This window comes from Virgibacillus carmonensis (assembly GCF_057836705.1).
The window spans coordinates 190941-208644 of the sequence record NZ_JBYQFJ010000001.1; the positions used below are offsets into that span (position 1 = coordinate 190941).

General features: G+C 37.1%; 14 protein-coding genes. 10 read left to right on the forward strand and 4 right to left on the reverse strand.

Annotated features, from left to right (window positions below):
- Positions 1-29: 29 nt before the first annotated feature.
- The 7 genes from AC3G7N_RS00820 to AC3G7N_RS00850 all read left to right on the forward strand — a co-directional run bounded on the left by AC3G7N_RS00820 (position 30) and on the right by AC3G7N_RS00850 (position 8267).
- Entirely contained in the window at positions 30-1757 is a 1728-nt protein-coding gene (locus AC3G7N_RS00820; RefSeq protein WP_489420232.1) for a sigma 54-interacting transcriptional regulator, read from the forward strand.
- A gap of 24 nt (positions 1758-1781) precedes the next feature.
- Positions 1782-1898, forward strand: a complete 117-nt coding sequence (locus AC3G7N_RS00825; protein ID WP_489420326.1) for a hypothetical protein — start codon at positions 1782-1784, stop codon at positions 1896-1898.
- A 5-nt stretch (positions 1899-1903) separates the two neighbouring features.
- Entirely contained in the window at positions 1904-2521 is a 618-nt protein-coding gene (locus AC3G7N_RS00830) for a hypothetical protein (protein ID WP_489420233.1), read from the forward strand.
- 1053 nt (positions 2522-3574) lie between these two features.
- Positions 3575-4558 (forward strand): Bug family tripartite tricarboxylate transporter substrate binding protein, encoded by a 984-nt coding sequence (locus AC3G7N_RS00835; protein ID WP_489420234.1) that lies wholly within the window; start codon positions 3575-3577, stop codon positions 4556-4558.
- A 64-nt stretch (positions 4559-4622) separates the two neighbouring features.
- Positions 4623-5084 carry a tripartite tricarboxylate transporter TctB family protein gene (locus tag AC3G7N_RS00840; protein ID WP_489420235.1) on the forward strand — a complete coding sequence of 154 codons (462 nt, stop codon included), beginning with the start codon at positions 4623-4625 and terminating at the stop codon, positions 5082-5084.
- Between the two features lie 41 nt (positions 5085-5125).
- Positions 5126-6646 (forward strand): tripartite tricarboxylate transporter permease, encoded by a 1521-nt coding sequence (locus tag AC3G7N_RS00845; RefSeq protein WP_489420236.1) that lies wholly within the window; start codon positions 5126-5128, stop codon positions 6644-6646.
- A 10-nt stretch (positions 6647-6656) separates the two neighbouring features.
- Positions 6657-8267, forward strand: coding sequence for a gamma-glutamyltransferase family protein (locus AC3G7N_RS00850; protein ID WP_489420237.1), 1611 nt, complete (start codon positions 6657-6659; stop codon positions 8265-8267).
- Between the two features lie 301 nt (positions 8268-8568).
- Here the strand turns inward: AC3G7N_RS00850 and AC3G7N_RS00855 are convergent, their stop codons facing one another.
- Positions 8569-9111, reverse strand: coding sequence for a CotY/CotZ family spore coat protein (locus AC3G7N_RS00855; RefSeq protein ID WP_489420238.1), 543 nt, complete (start codon positions 9109-9111; stop codon positions 8569-8571).
- Between the two features lie 233 nt (positions 9112-9344).
- Here AC3G7N_RS00855 and AC3G7N_RS00860 point away from each other — a divergent pair, with 233 nt between their 5' ends.
- On the forward strand, positions 9345-10628 hold the full coding sequence (locus tag AC3G7N_RS00860) for a glycosyltransferase family 2 protein (protein WP_489420239.1): 1284 nt from the start codon (positions 9345-9347) through the stop codon (positions 10626-10628).
- 20 nt (positions 10629-10648) lie between these two features.
- On the opposite strand, the gene AC3G7N_RS00865 is transcribed toward AC3G7N_RS00860, so the two are convergent.
- The 3 genes from AC3G7N_RS00865 to AC3G7N_RS00875 all read right to left on the reverse strand — a co-directional run bounded on the left by AC3G7N_RS00865 (position 10649) and on the right by AC3G7N_RS00875 (position 14386).
- Positions 10649-11773 (reverse strand): DegT/DnrJ/EryC1/StrS family aminotransferase, encoded by a 1125-nt coding sequence (locus AC3G7N_RS00865; RefSeq protein ID WP_489420240.1) that lies wholly within the window; start codon positions 11771-11773, stop codon positions 10649-10651.
- Positions 11774-11782: 9 nt separating this feature from the next.
- Positions 11783-13084 carry a nucleotide sugar dehydrogenase gene (locus AC3G7N_RS00870; RefSeq protein WP_489420241.1) on the reverse strand — a complete coding sequence of 434 codons (1302 nt, stop codon included), beginning with the start codon at positions 13082-13084 and terminating at the stop codon, positions 11783-11785.
- A 75-nt stretch (positions 13085-13159) separates the two neighbouring features.
- Positions 13160-14386 carry a glycosyltransferase gene (locus AC3G7N_RS00875; RefSeq protein ID WP_489420242.1) on the reverse strand — a complete coding sequence of 409 codons (1227 nt, stop codon included), beginning with the start codon at positions 14384-14386 and terminating at the stop codon, positions 13160-13162.
- Between the two features lie 333 nt (positions 14387-14719).
- On the opposite strand from AC3G7N_RS00875, the gene AC3G7N_RS00880 reads away from it, so the two are divergent.
- Together AC3G7N_RS00880 and AC3G7N_RS00885 are read left to right on the forward strand one after the other, a co-directional pair.
- Positions 14720-16009: a D-glucuronyl C5-epimerase family protein gene (locus AC3G7N_RS00880; RefSeq protein WP_489420243.1), complete on the forward strand. Its 1290-nt coding sequence runs from the start codon at positions 14720-14722 to the stop codon at positions 16007-16009.
- A gap of 36 nt (positions 16010-16045) precedes the next feature.
- Positions 16046-17311 (forward strand): glycosyltransferase, encoded by a 1266-nt coding sequence (locus AC3G7N_RS00885; RefSeq protein ID WP_489420244.1) that lies wholly within the window; start codon positions 16046-16048, stop codon positions 17309-17311.
- Positions 17312-17704 lie beyond the last annotated feature (393 nt).

Here is a 17704-nt window from a genome sequence, read left to right on the forward strand (position 1 = left end):
CCCCCAAACTTAAGCTGAGGAGCTGCAAAATGGAAATTAGGAAGATAAGTCTTATTGCAATTCAAGAAAGGTATCTAGAGACAATTACAAAACAAGTGAAAGAAATACTAGGTGACAAGGTAGAAATTAATTCAATAACAGTAAAGGATCTTCAAAATAATACAATAGCAAGTGGAAATATTGTAGTTATCTCGACGAATCAAATTAAAGGGCTAGTAGCTCAATTTATACCTAAAGATTGTCCGATTGTCATTGCCAAACGCGATATCAACTATACGAATACCAGGGAATTGCTAAATCTTCCGTCAGGTCAACAGATCTTGGTGGTAAATGATAATAAGCGGAACGTCGAGGAAACAGTTCAATCCCTTCGCGAAACAGTCTTCGAACATAGTTATCAAGCCTATTCATCAGAAGAGACTATTTTAAATACGGTTGATTACATTGTTACTCCTGGTGAGCGACATCTTTTACCTGGAGGATTAACAAATGTTATTGATATAGGTGCGAGGTTACTAGACATTAGCACATTTGAGGAGATAGTAAACTTACTAGAGATTGATTACCCAAAATCACAAATTGTTAAGCGTTATTTTAAAGCGTGTGTCTCGCTATCAGGTAATGATAATAAGGAAACAACTAGTAATAAAGATGTTAGAGATGGTGCTAAATACCATTTTGATGATATTATCTCTGTGAGTGAACCGATGAAACAAGCAGTCCAACTTGCTCAGCGTTATTCCAACGGCAGTGACCCTATACATATAGATGGTAATCCAGGTACTGGAAAAAGTATGTTTGTACAAGCGATTCACAATTATTCCAATAGAGCAGAACAATCATTTGTTTCAATTGATTGTGCTTCAAAAAATATTAGTGTAGTTGAGAAGGTTTTATTCGGATCAACTGAAGTGGACAGTGTCTCTTATGGAGTGTTTGAACTTGCTGAAAACGGAACTGTATGTATAGAGGAAATTGGGGAGCTTCCCTTATCCATACAGGAAAGACTCTACCGACTATTAGAAAAAGGGGAATTTCTAAGCCTAGCAAGCAATGAGTTATTACCGCTTCATTGTAGAGTGATAACCACGAGTTCAACTAATTGCAAAGAACTCGTTGAAAAAGGTTTGTTCCATCGTGACCTATATAACTTACTATGCAGATATACACTTAGGGTTCCTGCACTATCTGAACGTATGGATGATCTTCTTCTATTAATAGAAAATATCAAACAAAGAATTAAACGGAGTGATATTGAGTTTACAGAAGAAGTTATTGAATTCTTTAAGGGATACAATTGGGAAGGAAATGTTAAAGAACTCTATAATGTAATAACCTACTTGTCTTTGCTGGAAGCAGAACCTGTTGGGATGGAGTTCCTGCCCTTTCATCTTCGTTCAAAGATAGAAGAACAAAGGTTTACAAATATTGATTTAAATTATATTAACTCTAAAATAGAAGAACATGGGTTTTTAGATGAAAGTATTGAAATATTAAGTGCTTTTCTCGATGGTAAAAAGGTATACACTTCATATGGTAGAAAAGCATTAAAGAAATGTCTTGAACAAAAAGGGTTAAGTTTTTCTGAGCAACAATTACGAATGAGACTTGAAGTACTTCAAGAACTGGGTTTAACGATTGTAAGACAAGGTAGGGCAGGATCGACGATATCACGTAAGGGTGAAGAATTCCTGGAAGACTATTCTATACTTAAATCAACTAATGAAAAGACACGGAAGTCTAATAAAGTTAAATAGGAGGGGGTAAAGCTAAAACTTTACATTTCTGCTGACATTGAGGGTGTTTCTGGTGTCATCCATTCAGAACACACCGCCACTGATGGAAGAGAACATGATCGAGCTAGAATGTTGAAATCAAAAGGAACGATTTGGAGGTAAGAGACATGGAGATTTGGTATGTGAGTTATGGATCCAATCTTTGTGAGGATCGATTTTTGTGTTATATCAATGGTGATCGTCCTGTTGGATCGGATAAAAGAGAGATAGGCTGTAAAGACAAAACACCACCAAAAGAAATTAGAAAAGCTGAGTTGCCATTTCTGCTTTATTTTGCAAAAGAACGCAGTAAATGGGGAGAAGGAGGGGTAGCTTTTATTGGGCATAAGAAGGCCGAGAATGAAACCACTATCGGGAAGATGTATTTAATAACAGATGAACAGTTTTCTGAGGTGGTTGCCCAGGAAAATAAAAAACCAGGATTAGAGATTGATCTTAGAAGTGTGATAAAAAGCGGTTATCAAAAAATTGATGAAGGATGGTATGGAACTATTATCTATCTAGGTGATAAGGATGGTTCTCCAATGTTCACCTTTACAAGTAACCATCCCGAGGGTAGGGAAACGTTCATAAAACCATCGTCTGCCTATTTGTCAACCATTGCAAATGGGCTATTGGAATTAGGTATGGATAAAGAAAATATTATAAACTATTTTATCGAGAAAAGAGGAATCCAGGGTCACTTTTCTAAAGAATCACTTTCCCTTTATATGTTTCAAGAATAGGGTTGAGAAGCGAATGATGCGGTTAAAAAATAGATTTGGATGAAGCTGATTCTTATTTATGGGGACAACTGGGAGATATCGGGTGAACATTTGGCAGGAGAGTACCTTATTTAAAATGAGGTGCTTTTTTTGTTTACATATAAGTGTTTGCCATCCAAAAGTACTCGAATTGTTTCATGTGACAATTCGAGTTAGCTACCAATCGAAATCTAAATCGATTATCTAATAAAATAGTAAGAGGAATTATTAGTATCTTTAGTAGGAGAAGAAGTTATTGTAACTTTGTATTTTTAGCTTTGCAATCTTAATAATAAGTGGAATGTTTTAAAAACATTTATGCTCATCAAAAGTATTTCTTTAGCCATTATATTCTGTCTGGGAAAAGGAATATGACAACCATTACAAAGATTTTGATGTAACAATTAGAGTGTCTGAAATCGCATGAAAGCTATAGAAGATAAAGCTAAATCATGGATTTACAAAATAAATTAATGGAATATTTAATTCAATTAATAAATATAGTACAAGTATAGTTTTAATTACTTCGGGAGACATCTATTCTATGATTTTTAAATTTATGCCTGGATTATTTGCAAGAACGATCTCCGTTGGTTTATTTGCTGTACCTTTCCACTGATTATCTGTGAATTACTACAGAAACTCAAACTATTTATCCGTGGGCTTCTGTTGTCTCTCTATTAAGATTTCCAGGTATATCCATAATTTTAGATTCAGCCGTTTGATTTTATTCCCTTTATTTTTGGCTTTTTGAACTCTCTCCTATTTCGTTTTAAGAGATTTGGAGATTCGCTTAGCCTAAGGCGATTAAAAAAATCATAAATAGTTTCTGCACCAGAAGTTGAGTGTGAGGAAAGTTTGTTCGCATCTTGCTCTTGGTGTAGCAAATGTCCTAGTCAAAAGACTTAAGCTGCCAACAAAATGTATTTTCCGAGAAACTATTTTTTCATAAAGGGGGTTTAAGAATCAACGTAGTATACAATAGTCGTAATCTTGTAAGCGCTCACTAAACTTAAGCTTAAAGGGGAGAAAATAATGTTTAAAAAAGTCAGTTTTCTATTACTTGTACCATTATTACTGATACTTGCCGCGTGTGGCCCATCCGAGCCATCAGGTGGATCAGAAACAGCTTCCGGTGATTTCCCAGAACAACAAATTAAAATGATAATTCCATACGGCCCCGGTGGTGCAACTGATATTATTTTTCGTCTCATTGCTTCTCATGCAGAAGAATATCTTGGACAAACCATTGTCCCCGTAAACATGGAAGGGGCAAGTTCAACAATTGGCTCACGAGAAGTGAAAAAGGCTGACCCGGATGGATACACGATCCTTGCCAGTCATGATGTTATTCATACAGCCCATCTTGCAGGCATTGTCGATTATTCCTTTGAGGCATTTGAACCCATTGCTTTGCTTACTCAAACACCGAATATCCCAACCGTCCATGCAGATTCTGAGTGGGAAGACGCAAATGACCTAATAGACTATGTCAAGGAAAACCCCGGTAAGGTGAAATGGAGTCATACACCAGGCTCAACGGATCACTTCTTTGCCATTCAAATGTTGGAAGCTGCAGGGCTTGAAAATGATGCCGTTCAGTTGATTAACTACGAAGGTACGGGTGAACAAATTAATGCATTGCTGGCAAAACAAATTGATGTTTCCATGACCAACTACACATCAGGTAAATCATATTTTGGAAATGGGTTCGTGCCTTTAGGTGTCGCCCATGAAGAAAGATTGAAAGAATTACCGGATCTTCCTACGCTTGCAGAACAAGGTATTGATATGGAAAACGCCACAAGTAGAGGAATATTCGCACCAAAAGGAACGCCTGAGGAAGTGGTTGTCAAAATTGAAGAAGCCTTCAGAAAAGCAACGGAAAGTCCTGAGGTTCAGAAAAAAATAGCGGAACTTGGATCACTAATTAAATTTATTCCGCACGATGAGTACAAACTTTGGCTTGATGATTTGCAAGTTAAACTGGATGGTCTAGCTGAAAACATGGAATTTTAGTTGAACAGACAGGCTAGTCATGGTGCTATGATTAGCCTGTTTTCTACAAGGAAGGAAGGGGATTATGAAGAAAGAAAGAATACTTTCCATTTGCATGCTTCTTATCTGCGTTGTCTTTTATATGGAGACGTTTAACTTTTCTGAAAAAACGAGTATTCAAGTGGCTGGTCCTGCGGAGTACCCTAGAGTTCTCTTATACGCCATCGGCTTTTTCTCTATCATTATATTAATTAAGTCCTTCATAACTAAGGCGGATGGAGACCAATCAACCGATTTTAACTGGAGGGAATTTTTAACTAAATATAAAATAATAATTCTTTTATTTTTATTTTTCGGTCTTTACGTCTTTATTCTTTCCATAGTAGGTTTTATTGTCGCGACATTGCTGTTCATGTTTGGCAGTCAGGCATTGCTGATGGGTCTGAAAAAACCTAAACCAGTTATCATAAATAGTTGTGTAACACTAATAGCAACACTTTCTGTTTATTTTATCTTTACAGAGTTGTTGGGTGTTTTACTCCCTTAAACTGAGAATAGGTTTTTACAATTAAAAGAAAGGAGTACAAAATGGATAATTTCTTTGTATTAGCGGCACAGGAAGTTTTAACATGGCATGTCATATTGCTTATCATAGTAGGTACCATTTGTGGAATTATTGCTGGAGCGATACCTGGCTTTACCGTTACGATGGGAATTGTAATTGCTTTTCCGTTTACATTTGCCATGGATCCGATTAGCGGCTTAGCCTTAATGAGTTCAGTGCTCGTTGGGGGATATTCAGGAGGGTTGGTTTCTGGTGTTATGCTTGGAATACCCGGGACGCCTTCCTCTATTACTACAGTATATGACGGTTATCCTATGGCAAAAAATGGGGAGCCAGGAAGAGCACTAGGTATTGGTGTTGCTTCGTCATTTGTGGGAACGATATTTAGTGTGATAGTTCTTACGACGATCGGTCCCATTATAGCTAAATTCAGTTTAAATTTTGGCCCTTGGGAAATTGCTACTTTAGTTCTTTTTGCTTTGACGATGGTGGGCAGTTTGTCTAACGGTGCAATAAACAAAGGAATGTTATCTGGAGCCGTAGGGCTATTGGTTGCTACTACTGGCGTCAGTGCAGCTGGTCAGGTCCGTTTTGATTTTGGTTTTGATGCTTTAACGGCCGGTTTTCAGCTTCTTCCTGTATTAATTGGTGCCTTTGCGTTTTCGCAATTATTGGAGAACGTCGAAGAAATGAGGAAAAACAAAAGGCAAGGTGACTCAGTAGCGAAAGTGGATACAAACGTACACATTCCTTACGTATTAATTATGAAAGATATGATGAAGCAAAAGTTGAATTTGTTAAGGTCAAGTTTAATTGGTAGTGTTATAGGCGCAATTCCGGCGGCAGGAGGAACAGCTGCAAATTTTGTCAGCTACGACCAGGCGAAAAAATTTTCCAAAAACCCGGAGAAATTCGGGACAGGTATACCCGCAGGAATAGCTGCATCAGAGTCATCGAACAATGCTGTGATCGGGGGCGCCTTTATCCCGACATTGACTTTGGGGATACCAGGTAATGTTCCAATGGCAATTATGATGGGTGTGCTTATTTTGCACGGAATTACTCCGGGTCCAATGTTATTCAGCACACAACCTGTACTGGTAGGAAGCATTTATGTAAGTTTACTTGTAGCTGCTTTTGTATTGATTATTGCCATGTATTTTTTAATAAGGTTCTTTACCAAGATCGCCCAGGTCCCACAGTCTATTCTAGTTCCTACGGTCTTAATGTTGGCTGCGGTAGGATCGTTTGCTTTAAACAGCAGTATGTTTGATATATGGACTCTGTTTATTTTTGGAATCGTGGGCTATTTGTTTTCAAAAGTGGGTGTCCCGCTGGCTCCACTTGTACTTGCAGTGGTATTAGGACCTGAGCTTGAAAAGAATTTGTATAGAGCTTTGCAATTAGACCCTGCATGGACCACATTTATTACCCGGCCGATTTCAGGAGTAATGGTAGCTTTAACTGTCGCTTCTATCCTCTTTGCAATTTGGCAAAGTCATAAAGTTAAGAAAAGGTTGGAAAAGGCGAATGAAGCTAAATAGGGGGAGAGACATGAACTTTGAACCATTGTATTATCCTTACTCATCCCGGAGAATGACCACATATGCAAGGAATGGGGTTGTGGCTACATCCCAGCCATTAGCCGCCCAGGCCGGTTTAGAAATGTTGAAAAAGGGCGGAAATGCAATCGACGCTGCTGTAGCTACTGCGGCCGCCTTAACTGTCTTGGAGCCGACTTCAAATGGTATTGGTGGTGATGCTTTTGCACTTGTTTGGGTAAAGGATAAATTACACGGGTTAAATGCGAGTGGACCATCACCGCAAAGTATTTCCATTGATTCCGTACAAAAGAGAGGGTATACAGAAATGCCTCCACGCGGGTGGATTCCGGTTACAGTCCCTGGGACACCCAGCGCCTGGGCTGAACTGTCTGAACAATTTGGGAAATTGCCATTTGAGCAATTGTTGCAACCGGCGATTGAGTATGCCAAGAACGGTTATCCGATTTCTCCAATTTTAGGTAAGTATTGGCGAAAAGCTGTAGATTCCTTTACCAAGGAACTAAAAGGGGAAGAGTTTGCTCATTGGTTTGAGACGTTTACTGAAGCAGGGAATGCACCGGGAATTGGTCAAATGTGGTGTTCTCCAGATCATGCCAAAACATTACAATCGATTGCGGATACAAAAGCCGAGTCTTTTTACAAAGGTGAATTGGCTGAAAAAATTGATCGGTTTTCGCGAGAACATGGTGGATTTCTACGCAAGGAAGATTTAGCGACTTATAAACCGGAGTGGGTTGATCCCATTCACGTTAATTATCGGGGTTATGATGTTTGGGAGATCCCACCAAATGGGCAAGGTTTAAAAACATTATTGGCTCTAAATATCTTAAAAGGGTATGATTTCTCCGAAAAGGATTCAGTCGATACGTTTCATAAACAAATTGAGGCGATGAAACTTGCATTTACGGATGGTCAACATTATATTACAGATCAAACAAACATGATGGTTTCCGTTGAAGATCTGCTTTCAGACACTTATGCCCGGGAAAGAAGAAAGTTAATTGGAAATGAAGCTTTGACTCCAGAGCCGGGCACACCACCACAAGGCGGTACAGTTTATTTAGCTGCTGCAGATAATGAAGGAAATATGGTTTCTTTTATACAAAGCAACTATAAAGGCTTTGGATCGGGAATTGTCGTACCTGGAACGGGAATTGCTTTACAAAATCGGGGGAAAGACTTTTCATTGGATCCAGCGCACAGTAATTGTTTAGCCCCTGGAAAGAAAACCTATCACACGATTATTCCTGGGTTTTTGACAAAAGGAAATAACCCAGTCGGACCATTTGGGGTTATGGGTGGGTTTATGCAACCACAAGGACATTTGCAAGTCGTCATGAATACGGTTGATTTTAACCTAAACCCGCAAGCCAGCCTTGATGCACCACGATGGATGTGGGTTAATGGAAAAACGGTTAAGGTGGAAGCTCATTTTCCTGTTCATATTGCGCAGGCATTGGAAAGAAAAGGACATCATATCATAAGAGCAGTGGATGAGGATGGATTTGGAAGAGGTCAAATCATATGGCGTAACCCTGAAAACGGGGTACTTGCCGGTGCAACTGAACCAAGGACGGATGGTGAAGTGGCAAGCTGGTAAGAGATCACGTATCCATGAGAGAATGTGTAATTATTTACTAGAGGAATTGGAAGTAACAGCAAGTGAATAAACGAAGGATTCCAACCGAAAATAATTTTATATAAGCAAGAATCTTTTTAAAAGCTGCTAGTCCTCATGTGCATGAATTTATTTCCATAGGACTAGTGGCTTTTTTTCTTTACCTGTCACCCCACCATGAAAACATTTTTTCCATGTACAATGAGGTATGAATACCAATCCCTTCCATCACTTGTCAGAGAGTATAGTAATCCCTAATAAGGGTATTTGAGAAATAATAAACCTATTTTGGATTAATAGGTTCTAAACATGTAATACCAAGGAAGTCTTCTAGATCAACTGTTAGACATATGCCAGTAGCCATATAATTTGTAACTGGATCATCTTCTGGGAAAAACGAGCACACCTTACTCACATTATCCATGTGAGATGATTTAACTTGGTGTTCCTCTGAAATAGGTAACAGTAATTCCAGTTTTACACAGCAGTCATTGTTTTCAACAAAGTGTTTAGCTCGAAAAATTGGTGTCTCTATGCATCCAAAGAAAGTTTCTCCGTTTGTTTCTAAAGGCGCTTGAAATACTCCACTCCCTATAAACGGTTTGCAGGTATCCGCACAATAAAGAATAAATGGAATAATTGTATTTTGAGGATCAAGTCCATTTCCGTTTCCTCGTAATTGTTGAATGGAACGATAACAGCTGCTCGCACAATCGTTATCTATCAATTGATCCTGTGCCTTCACAATATTTCTTACTACGTCACATACACAATCATCATTGGAGTGTTTCGGTTTGATTATTTCTTCGTTTTTATAACAACCCATAAAAATCCCTCCTTACCAATTTGGTTGTATATCACTATTAATATATGTATGTCGTTTATAAAAGTCTGTATAGAAGTCCTAATTTCTAGTAAAAATGAGTAAGTTGTCTATGAGTTTTAGTGGATGTGTGGATATCTTGGGAAAACATCGACACTGACGGGTATAAAAGCATTTTTAAATCATACATATATCTATGCATGCTCTTAATCTTTAAAAGAACGGAGGGCTTGATGTTGAAAGATATAACCGCAATTCTTGTTCATTATTCCAATCAGGCACTATTGCATAAAGCTTTAATCTCTTTAAAAAAACTGGACTCTAGTTTAAAATCCGTTATGGTTTTTCAGGAGCAAAGTATGTCTTTAACTATGGACCATGTATATGATTGGTTTGATCGGGTTCAATTTATTCCTATTGCACATAATGACCTGGGGGAAACACTGAATAATACCATCTATAAACTAACCAGTTCTTTTGTGTTATTTCTTCATGATACCGACTACCTTTCTCCCGCTATAAGTATCGAATCCCTCGAACTTTCCCAATCCGAAACACTTTTAGGGAGCCTTTATCATAATCGAAACACCGTTACCCATCATCCTTTGCTAGTTCGCACGTCGTTTCTTAAAAAGGAAACATTTTTTTCAAACGATCAGCTGCCATTCAGGGAGGCTTTTTTTCCTGCCTGGCTTTCAACTATAGAGAATTCTTCCAACTTGTTTAAAGAGAACCTGGTGGAGCAAGGAAGGAAGAATAATTCCGCGAATACTAAAGAAAAGCAAAAAATTTTACAAAAATATCAACTGAAAAAGGTCAAAACGGAACACCCAACGCTTTCCGTTTTGATGTCAAATTATAATATGGAAAAGTATGTTGAAACTGCAATTGCTTCCTGTCTCCTGCAAAATGAACAGCTGGAACAAGTACTAATCATGGACGATGGGTCAACGGATAACTCCCATAAACACCTTCAACGATGGGATGATGGGAAACAAGTGAAAGTATTTAACAAAAAAAATGAGGGGAAAGCAAAGGCTTTGAACGATTTATTATCCCACGTTAAGTCTGACTTTATATTGGAACTTGATGCGGATGATTGGCTTGATCCTGATGCTGTTTTCGTTATTAAAAAGCATTTATCAGATCTTCCTAAGGATATTGCTGTATTGTACGGGAATCTCAGAAAGTGGAAACAGGTAGAAGAGGACGTTCTCTTTAAAGGAGTTAGTCAAGGGGTTGCCATCAACGGAAAAGCAGAATTACTGTCATATCGTTTTCCTCTTGGACCAAGAATATACCGAACTTCATTTTTAAAAGAGGAGGGGGGGTTCCCAGTGGTTGAGTTTGAAAATGGAAGGCTTTATGAAGACGTAAGTGTGTTAAACCGATTAATAAAGAACTTTCGGTTTTGTTATCATGATTTTACTGTTTATAATGTACGGGAACACAGTGAGAGCATCACAAAAAATAATGATTCGAAGTGGAATGATTTTTTGAAAACGCTAAATTCTAACTAAAGAAAACAATGGATACTTCATTATCCATTGTTCTTCATAAATTTTTTTATTGTTGAAATAACATACTCTTGCTTTTGAATAGATAGCATAGGGAAAATAGGGAGTGCCAATATTCTTTTGGCTGTCTTCTCTGCAATCGGGAAATCGTCCTCTTTATAATGAAGATAATGGAAAGCCTTCTGCAAGTGGAGGGGAATGGGATAATAAACAGCTGAAGCAATACCGTTATTTTTCAGTTCAGAAGCGAGTTCATCCCTGTCGTTCAATTCAATACAGTACTGGTGAAAAGTATGGTTTCGATCTTCTGAGATTGGTGGGGTTTTTAAGAGATTGGCAAAGTTCTCCGTGTACCTTCTAGCAATGTCTATTCTATTATCCAAAAAAGTGTCTAAATAATTTAATTTAATAAGCAAAATAGCTGCTTGAAATTCATCAAGCCTACTATTCATACCGATTGATGAGTGGTGATACTTCTTTTCACTCCCATGATTTCGAAGTTCACTGATTTTTTCATATAGACTACTTTGATTGGTTACTACTAGACCGGCGTCTCCAAATGCCCCAAGATTTTTTGATGGAAAGAAAGAAAAGCAGCCAATGTCGCCTATTGCTCCAACTCTTTTCCCATTATATTCTGTCCCAATAGCTTGGCAAGCATCTTCTATGACTCTCAGGTTATTTGTTTTAGCGATTTTCATTATTTCATTCATTTTAGCAACTTGACCATACAAGTGTACGACGATTATGGCTTTTGTATTTTGGGTTAAAGCTTCTCCTATTTTGGAAGGATCAATGTTATACGTTTCTTCTTCTATGTCAACAAAGATAGGTTTGGCCCCTACTTGTGCAATTGCTTCTCCGGTGGCAAAGAAAGTAAATGGTGTTGTGATGACTTCATCACCAGGGCCAATGTTCAATGCTTTTAGAGATAATTGCAGGGCATCTGTTCCGTTTGCTACTCCAAGCCCATAGGAAGCTCCTACATATTGGGCAACTAATTTTTCTAGCTTTTCTCCTTTTTCCCCGAAAATATATTCCCCACTATCTAAGACGTCGGTTAATGTCTCTAGTATTGGGGATCTTATTAACTTCAGTTCTTCTTTTAAATCAACCATTGGTATCTGACTAAACGCGTTATTTGGCATTTTGGTTTTTTAACCTCCTATTCGCTCATACATAATTCCCAACTGGGTTATTTCGTTTTCATTTAATTTATTACGTCCGTCTAGTACCAGCTTACATTTATTAAAACTGTTAAAGTCTATACTGCTATATTCCTGGTGAAAGGCTTGAAGGATAACCACGTCCATCTCAGTAATAAGTTTATCTTTCAAGGATAAAGGGGTAGCTCCATATTGAATAATTTCACTATCTCTAAACATAGGGTCATTTACATAGAGATTCGCCTTTTTATCCCTAAGTTGGTCAATTAACAATAAGGTAGTTGATTTTGTTGGCTCTTTTACATTTTCTCTATAGGATAAACCTAAAATAAGAATGTTTTTATCATTCAAAGATCCTATGCCTTTTTCAACTTTTGAAATTGCATAATCAGCCATGTTGTCATTGATTTGTCTGGACAATGGGGTCAGTCCCTGTTTTAATCCTTTGTTAATGAAAAAATATGGATAGATGGGAATGCAATGTCCTCCAACGCCAATGCCAGGAGAATGTAAATGCGAATAGGGTTGACTATTGCTGGCTTCGATCACTTCTGACATATTTACGCCTTTTTCTTCTGCAAACTGAGCCAGTTCATTAGCAAGAGCGATATTCACATCACGGTAAACGCACTCTGCAACCTTGGAAAATTCTGCGGTTTCTAAAGAACTTACTTCAATTAATTCGCAAGCCAATGCTTTTTTATAAAAGTTTGACGCCAGTTCAAGACTTTTCTTATTAATTCCTCCAACTACTTTTGGATAGTTTTGCAAATCTTGAATAATTCGGTTAGAGTAGACTCTTTCAGGGCTATAAGCGAGATAGAAGTCTTCCCCCAAACGCAAACCTGAAATTTCTTCTATTTTCTTCCCGAACCTATTTTTTGTGTCTCCGGGAGGAAGTGTTGTTTCAAAGATTATTAACGAGCCTTTCTTAACTCCCTTGGCTATATCTTGAACAGCCTGATCAATAAATTGGTAATCTACATTGTTTTGTTCATCAACTAGTACCGGAACAATCACCACTATTATACTCGATTGGGCAACAGCTTCGGTGTTTACAGCAGTTGCTGATAATGTTTTATTTTTATGAGCATTTAAGACTAACTGATCTAATCCCGGTTCATTTTTAATATGTGATTTACCTTGATTTATTAAATTAATGACATCTTTGTTTATGTCCGAACCGAAAACGTTAAATCCATTATTGGCAAATACAGCAGCTAAAGTCAGTCCTATCTTTCCGAGGCCAACAACGGCCACATTCGGAAATGGATGGCTTTGGTCTATTATCATATTTCAACCTCATTTCTGGTTATTAGGAATTCATTTGATAGTTTATGTGGCAGAAAATTAAAGTGATTGGACTGTTCACATGTCTTCGGCTAATCGATGATAGACAGCGAATAGTCTCTTTTCCATGTGTTCCCAGCTGAATTCTGATTCCATTACCTTGCGTGCATTTAGACTCATTTCATGGATTTTGTTTCTATTGGAATGGAGAGAGAGGAGTGCTTGAAAATAATCCTGAGCAGTGGCCTGTAATTTTTTGACGGTGTATCCACATTTATACGTTTGAATAAATCCATCCATATCTTTGCATTGATTTACTAAAACAGGGACGCCATTATTTAAATAACTAAAGAACTTATTTGGCATAGCAAAGCGGTTGTTCAGGGAGTTAGCAGCGTCTAAATCTACCCATCCTAAATCAACATCCTTCATGGCATCAGGTATTAAGTCATAGCTTACCCACCCGGTAAAGTTCACTTTATCCTCTAAGTAAGAGGGAATAGAAGGGGTACAATCTTGTTTTGACTCCTTTGTTCCTCCAATTATTTTGGCTTTTAGATCAAATGTTTTATTACACATTTCCAATACGTCCAACAGCTTATTAAAATTTCCCCTTTTCTGATTTAAAACACCTTCGTACGCGATGACAAGATCAGATCTAGTACCCTGTCCTGGTTCGTATTTGGATGCTAATGGAGGCGAATTATAAATCACTTCTATCGGAAGTTGTGGATCTATCGAGAGATACCATTCTTTAATAGACTCTGACACTGTTATTATGTAGTCTAATTCTTTTAACATATATTCAAGCATTTGTCTTTTAACTTTTTTAATATTTTGAGCTTGATAGTTTAAGGGATCAGGTTCTAATTCATGACTATCATAGATTAATTTGCAACGCTTTCCCTTTGAAGTTAATGCACGTTTGATTCCAATGCCCGAACACAGAGAATAAAACTCATGAGCATGATAGAAATCCGCCTTTTGCGCAACTCCTAATCGTGTTAATGGATCAGTAAAACGAGTGTCATTTCCAGAACGAAGATTGTAATGAAGATTTTTAATATTCTTTTCAGGAAAAATCTGTTCATACGTAATTACTTTGATCCCCTCATGAATAAAGGTTGGGGACCGAAAGCTTTCACTAAAGACACTACCATTCACGTCAAATAGATAACCGTCTTTTTTAGGAACAATCATCGTTACTTTGTAACCTTGGCTCACCAGACTTTTGGCTTCTTTTTTGAAAATACGTGCATCTAAAAAGGGATGTTCAGATACTAAGAAGCAAACGTTTTTCACCATATTAACTCCTCCCAGTCATTTCAGTTTTTCGGGAATTTCTGCATCACTTTGTTTAGTTGTAAGAGTGTTTAAACCCTATTAGTAAACGTATTAAATCCTTCGCTGAAATAGTATACAAATGTAATTTAATACTTTTGGAGGATATACGGAGCAAAGACCTGATTATACTATGCAAATTAATTCAACCATTTTCATTTTAAAGTGGTGCCTATACACAATAGAGGTTTTTATACGTTCTAACTCTGTCGCAGGATTTACCTGTTTAAGCCCTCACTCTCGTAATTTTTTTGAATATAATGCAGAAAATAATTGTTAAGGAGGAGGAAAATCTGTATGGAAATGCCTAACTTTACTCCCCGCTTAGAAACTGTTAGCAAACATAGGTATAAAATTAAATTCTTGAGCGACGGTTACCCTGGAAAGGACTTAGGTGATACAGTCGCTTGCCATCCGATTTATGGAATTTATGTAATAAGAGACTATCTATTTCAATACAAAAAAACAAAAGATATCAAGTATCAAAAAGCGGCTATGCAGGTAGCAGATGCAGCCATCCAGAGAATGGAAAGATTTATAAACTCACTTGTATTTTGGTATAAATCAGACTCTTTTTTTAATTCTACAAGTAAAGACTATTATTCAGGTTTAACCCAAGCCTATTATGCAGAAGTCTTGGCGCAATTATATGCTTCAACCAAAATAGACAAATATAAGGAGGCAGCCAAAAACATTTACAAAAGCTTAAAAATTCCAGTTTCCGAAGGCGGTGTCTTCCACCAATCTTCAAAAGGTCCAAGTATTCAAGAATATCCGATGTCCCCTAATGGTTATGTTCTAAATGGATGGCTATCAGCAATTTCTTCAGTGAAAAATTACGCTGACTTATTAAAAGAGAACGATGCAACTGCTTTTTGGCGTGAAAATTTAAATACAGTGTGTAGCTTACTTCCTTTATATGATGCCCCACTCTTTGCTAATTCCAGATACACACTCAATGGAGATACAACAATAAGGATTAACTCTACCTCTAGTAATGTTGAACTAAAAGAAGTGAAGTTAAACGTACCTGGAGAAGAAACTTTTGAATTACCAGTTGATTCAAAAAAGATGTATGCCAATTATATTGATGCGAACTCTATAGTTCAAAAAGGGGAAAAGCTTTTAATAAAAAATCATTCAGCATCCTTACATGTATTACTAAGCAGATTTTCATATCCTGAGGAAAATGAAATTGATATCAGGTTAGTGAGTAATGCCCCAGGAAGTTTAAAACTATCTATATTGCAGCCAACGTATTCCCCAAAAATCGAAATCTATAAATATCCCAAGAATAAGATATTTCTAGAGGAAATACCGATACAAAAAGGGGAAAACTTTATAAATGTAAAAATACCATGGCAACATTTACATTCTCTTGCAACGCCTACTACATTTAAGCAGCTTGGTTCCAAATGGTATAATATTTATCATTTCATACACATTAACAGACTTGAGGAATTTTATACGATCACAAAGGATAAGCGGTTGTTGACGTATATTAACAAATGGAAAAAATACGTTGATTCATGGAATGATAACCCTCTATATAAAGGGCTGGAATCGGAGCCGTATAAAAATAAATAGCGTACAGTCGCTTGAGAAACATACCGAGTAATTGTAATGGAGGATGAAATAAAAATGAAAAAAGTATGTATGTTGGTACACACCCATTCCTTTTTAGATTCAAGAATCTTTAAAAAAGAGGCCAAAGCACTACAAAAAAATGGTTATGATGTAACGATGATTGTGCCAAGAATAAAAGGAAAACTGTTTGATATAGATAAAAAACCTTTTGATAACCTTTTTTTAGAACAATCTTTTGTTCATGAAGGAATAAAAATAATTACCTATAATTTAGAAATTTTCAAGCCCTCACCAATTGAAATGCAGAGTCATATTGAAAACGGTAGCTATTCCAGTTTCAAAAACCCATTAACGGAAATTGGATTGAAAGAAAATGCTGACATTTACCATGCTCATGAATTAGCTTCGTTGTATGCAGGTATTGGTATTAAGAGAATGATGAAACAAATGCATAATAAAGAAATTAAATTAATCTACGATAGTCACGATCTTATTCCTGATCCATTCGATAATAGAACCATATCAAAAACATATAAAGCAGCCACGGTAAATCTATTAAATGGCATGATTAAGGAAATTGATCAACTTATTACTGTTTCCCATTCTATTAAATCCTGGTATCTTTCAAAAGAACCATTACTTCCTATTGAAATAATTTACAATTCTCCGCCCCTTGATAGAAATTTTGAACCCAAAAATTATGCGGATACTAAACTCACCGTTTGTTATGAAGGACATATAGCAGATAACAAAAAAGGAAGCAGTGATAAAATAGTTAAGATTACGGAATTATGCTCTAAACAAACCGACTTTAATTTCAAAATAATCGGTGGTGTTTTACACGGACATTCCTTGACCCTTCCGGAAAATATCAAAAATAATGTAGAGTTAACTGGCTGGGTTGATTACCATTCAATTTCAAAGCATATGAAGGATGTTGACATAGGCTGGATTGACTTTGATGATTTACAGCACTCACTTAATCGTTCCTATGCATTGCCAAACAAGTTTTTTAGTTATTTAAATAATGGAATCCCCGTGGTTGTTAACAAATGTCATGAAATGGAGGAATTTATTAGGACACATCAGTGCGGGCTTGTAATCAATAAGACTAAAGCGACAGCAGAAGACTATACAAAAGCGTTTCTCTATTTAAATGAAAATAAAGAGAAACTTAAACAAATGAGCGTAAATGCAAGAAGTGTAATGGAGAGGTTATATGGATGGGAAAATGTAGAGACGAGATTATTGATGATTTATGAAACATTATTAGGTGAAAGTACCAATAGATTTATTTTATAAAGCTTCTTTCATACGTACTATTTAACCCTTACGAAAAATTGTGTCATAACATACCGATCTGGAAATACACTACGCTTTCCAGGCTCTCGCTGAGCCTCCTCGCTCTTCCGAAAAGCGGAGGAGATGGAGCCGCAGCCAATCTTTTAGGAAGGCTGTTTTCTAAAAGATTGTTGTTTTTGATACAAAGGATATAAAATGCGACGTAGGCGTTAGTTGATTTCCGCTGCGGGCAGTCGCTTTCCGTGGGCGGCTGGTGAGCCTCCTCGTGCTGTCGCACTGCGGGGTCTCACCTATGCCTATCCTCCCGCAGGAGTCGACTGCCCTCCGCTCCAATCAACTGCCATAAATTGAAGGCTATTTTTATAATAAAAGCAAGCAGTGATCAAGTAAATT

Bases quoted from the DNA above. Each gene is read 5' to 3' on its own strand.
- AC3G7N_RS00880 (WP_489420243.1), top strand. From the start codon at position 14,720: ATGGAAATGCCTAACTTTACTCCCCGCTTAGAAACTGTTAGCAAACAT.
- AC3G7N_RS00875 (WP_489420242.1), bottom strand. From the start codon at position 14,386: ATGGTGAAAAACGTTTGCTTCTTAGTATCTGAACATCCCTTTTTAGAT.
- AC3G7N_RS00835 (WP_489420234.1), top strand. From the start codon at position 3,575: ATGTTTAAAAAAGTCAGTTTTCTATTACTTGTACCATTATTACTGATA.
- AC3G7N_RS00830 (WP_489420233.1), top strand. From the start codon at position 1,904: ATGGAGATTTGGTATGTGAGTTATGGATCCAATCTTTGTGAGGATCGA.
- AC3G7N_RS00840 (WP_489420235.1), top strand. From the start codon at position 4,623: ATGAAGAAAGAAAGAATACTTTCCATTTGCATGCTTCTTATCTGCGTT.
- AC3G7N_RS00850 (WP_489420237.1), top strand. From the start codon at position 6,657: ATGAACTTTGAACCATTGTATTATCCTTACTCATCCCGGAGAATGACC.
- AC3G7N_RS00870 (WP_489420241.1), bottom strand. From the start codon at position 13,084: ATGATAATAGACCAAAGCCATCCATTTCCGAATGTGGCCGTTGTTGGC.
- AC3G7N_RS00855 (WP_489420238.1), bottom strand. From the start codon at position 9,111: ATGGGTTGTTATAAAAACGAAGAAATAATCAAACCGAAACACTCCAAT.
- AC3G7N_RS00845 (WP_489420236.1), top strand. From the start codon at position 5,126: ATGGATAATTTCTTTGTATTAGCGGCACAGGAAGTTTTAACATGGCAT.
- AC3G7N_RS00820 (WP_489420232.1), top strand. From the start codon at position 30: ATGGAAATTAGGAAGATAAGTCTTATTGCAATTCAAGAAAGGTATCTA.
- AC3G7N_RS00865 (WP_489420240.1), bottom strand. From the start codon at position 11,773: ATGCCAAATAACGCGTTTAGTCAGATACCAATGGTTGATTTAAAAGAA.
- AC3G7N_RS00885 (WP_489420244.1), top strand. From the start codon at position 16,046: ATGGAGGATGAAATAAAAATGAAAAAAGTATGTATGTTGGTACACACC.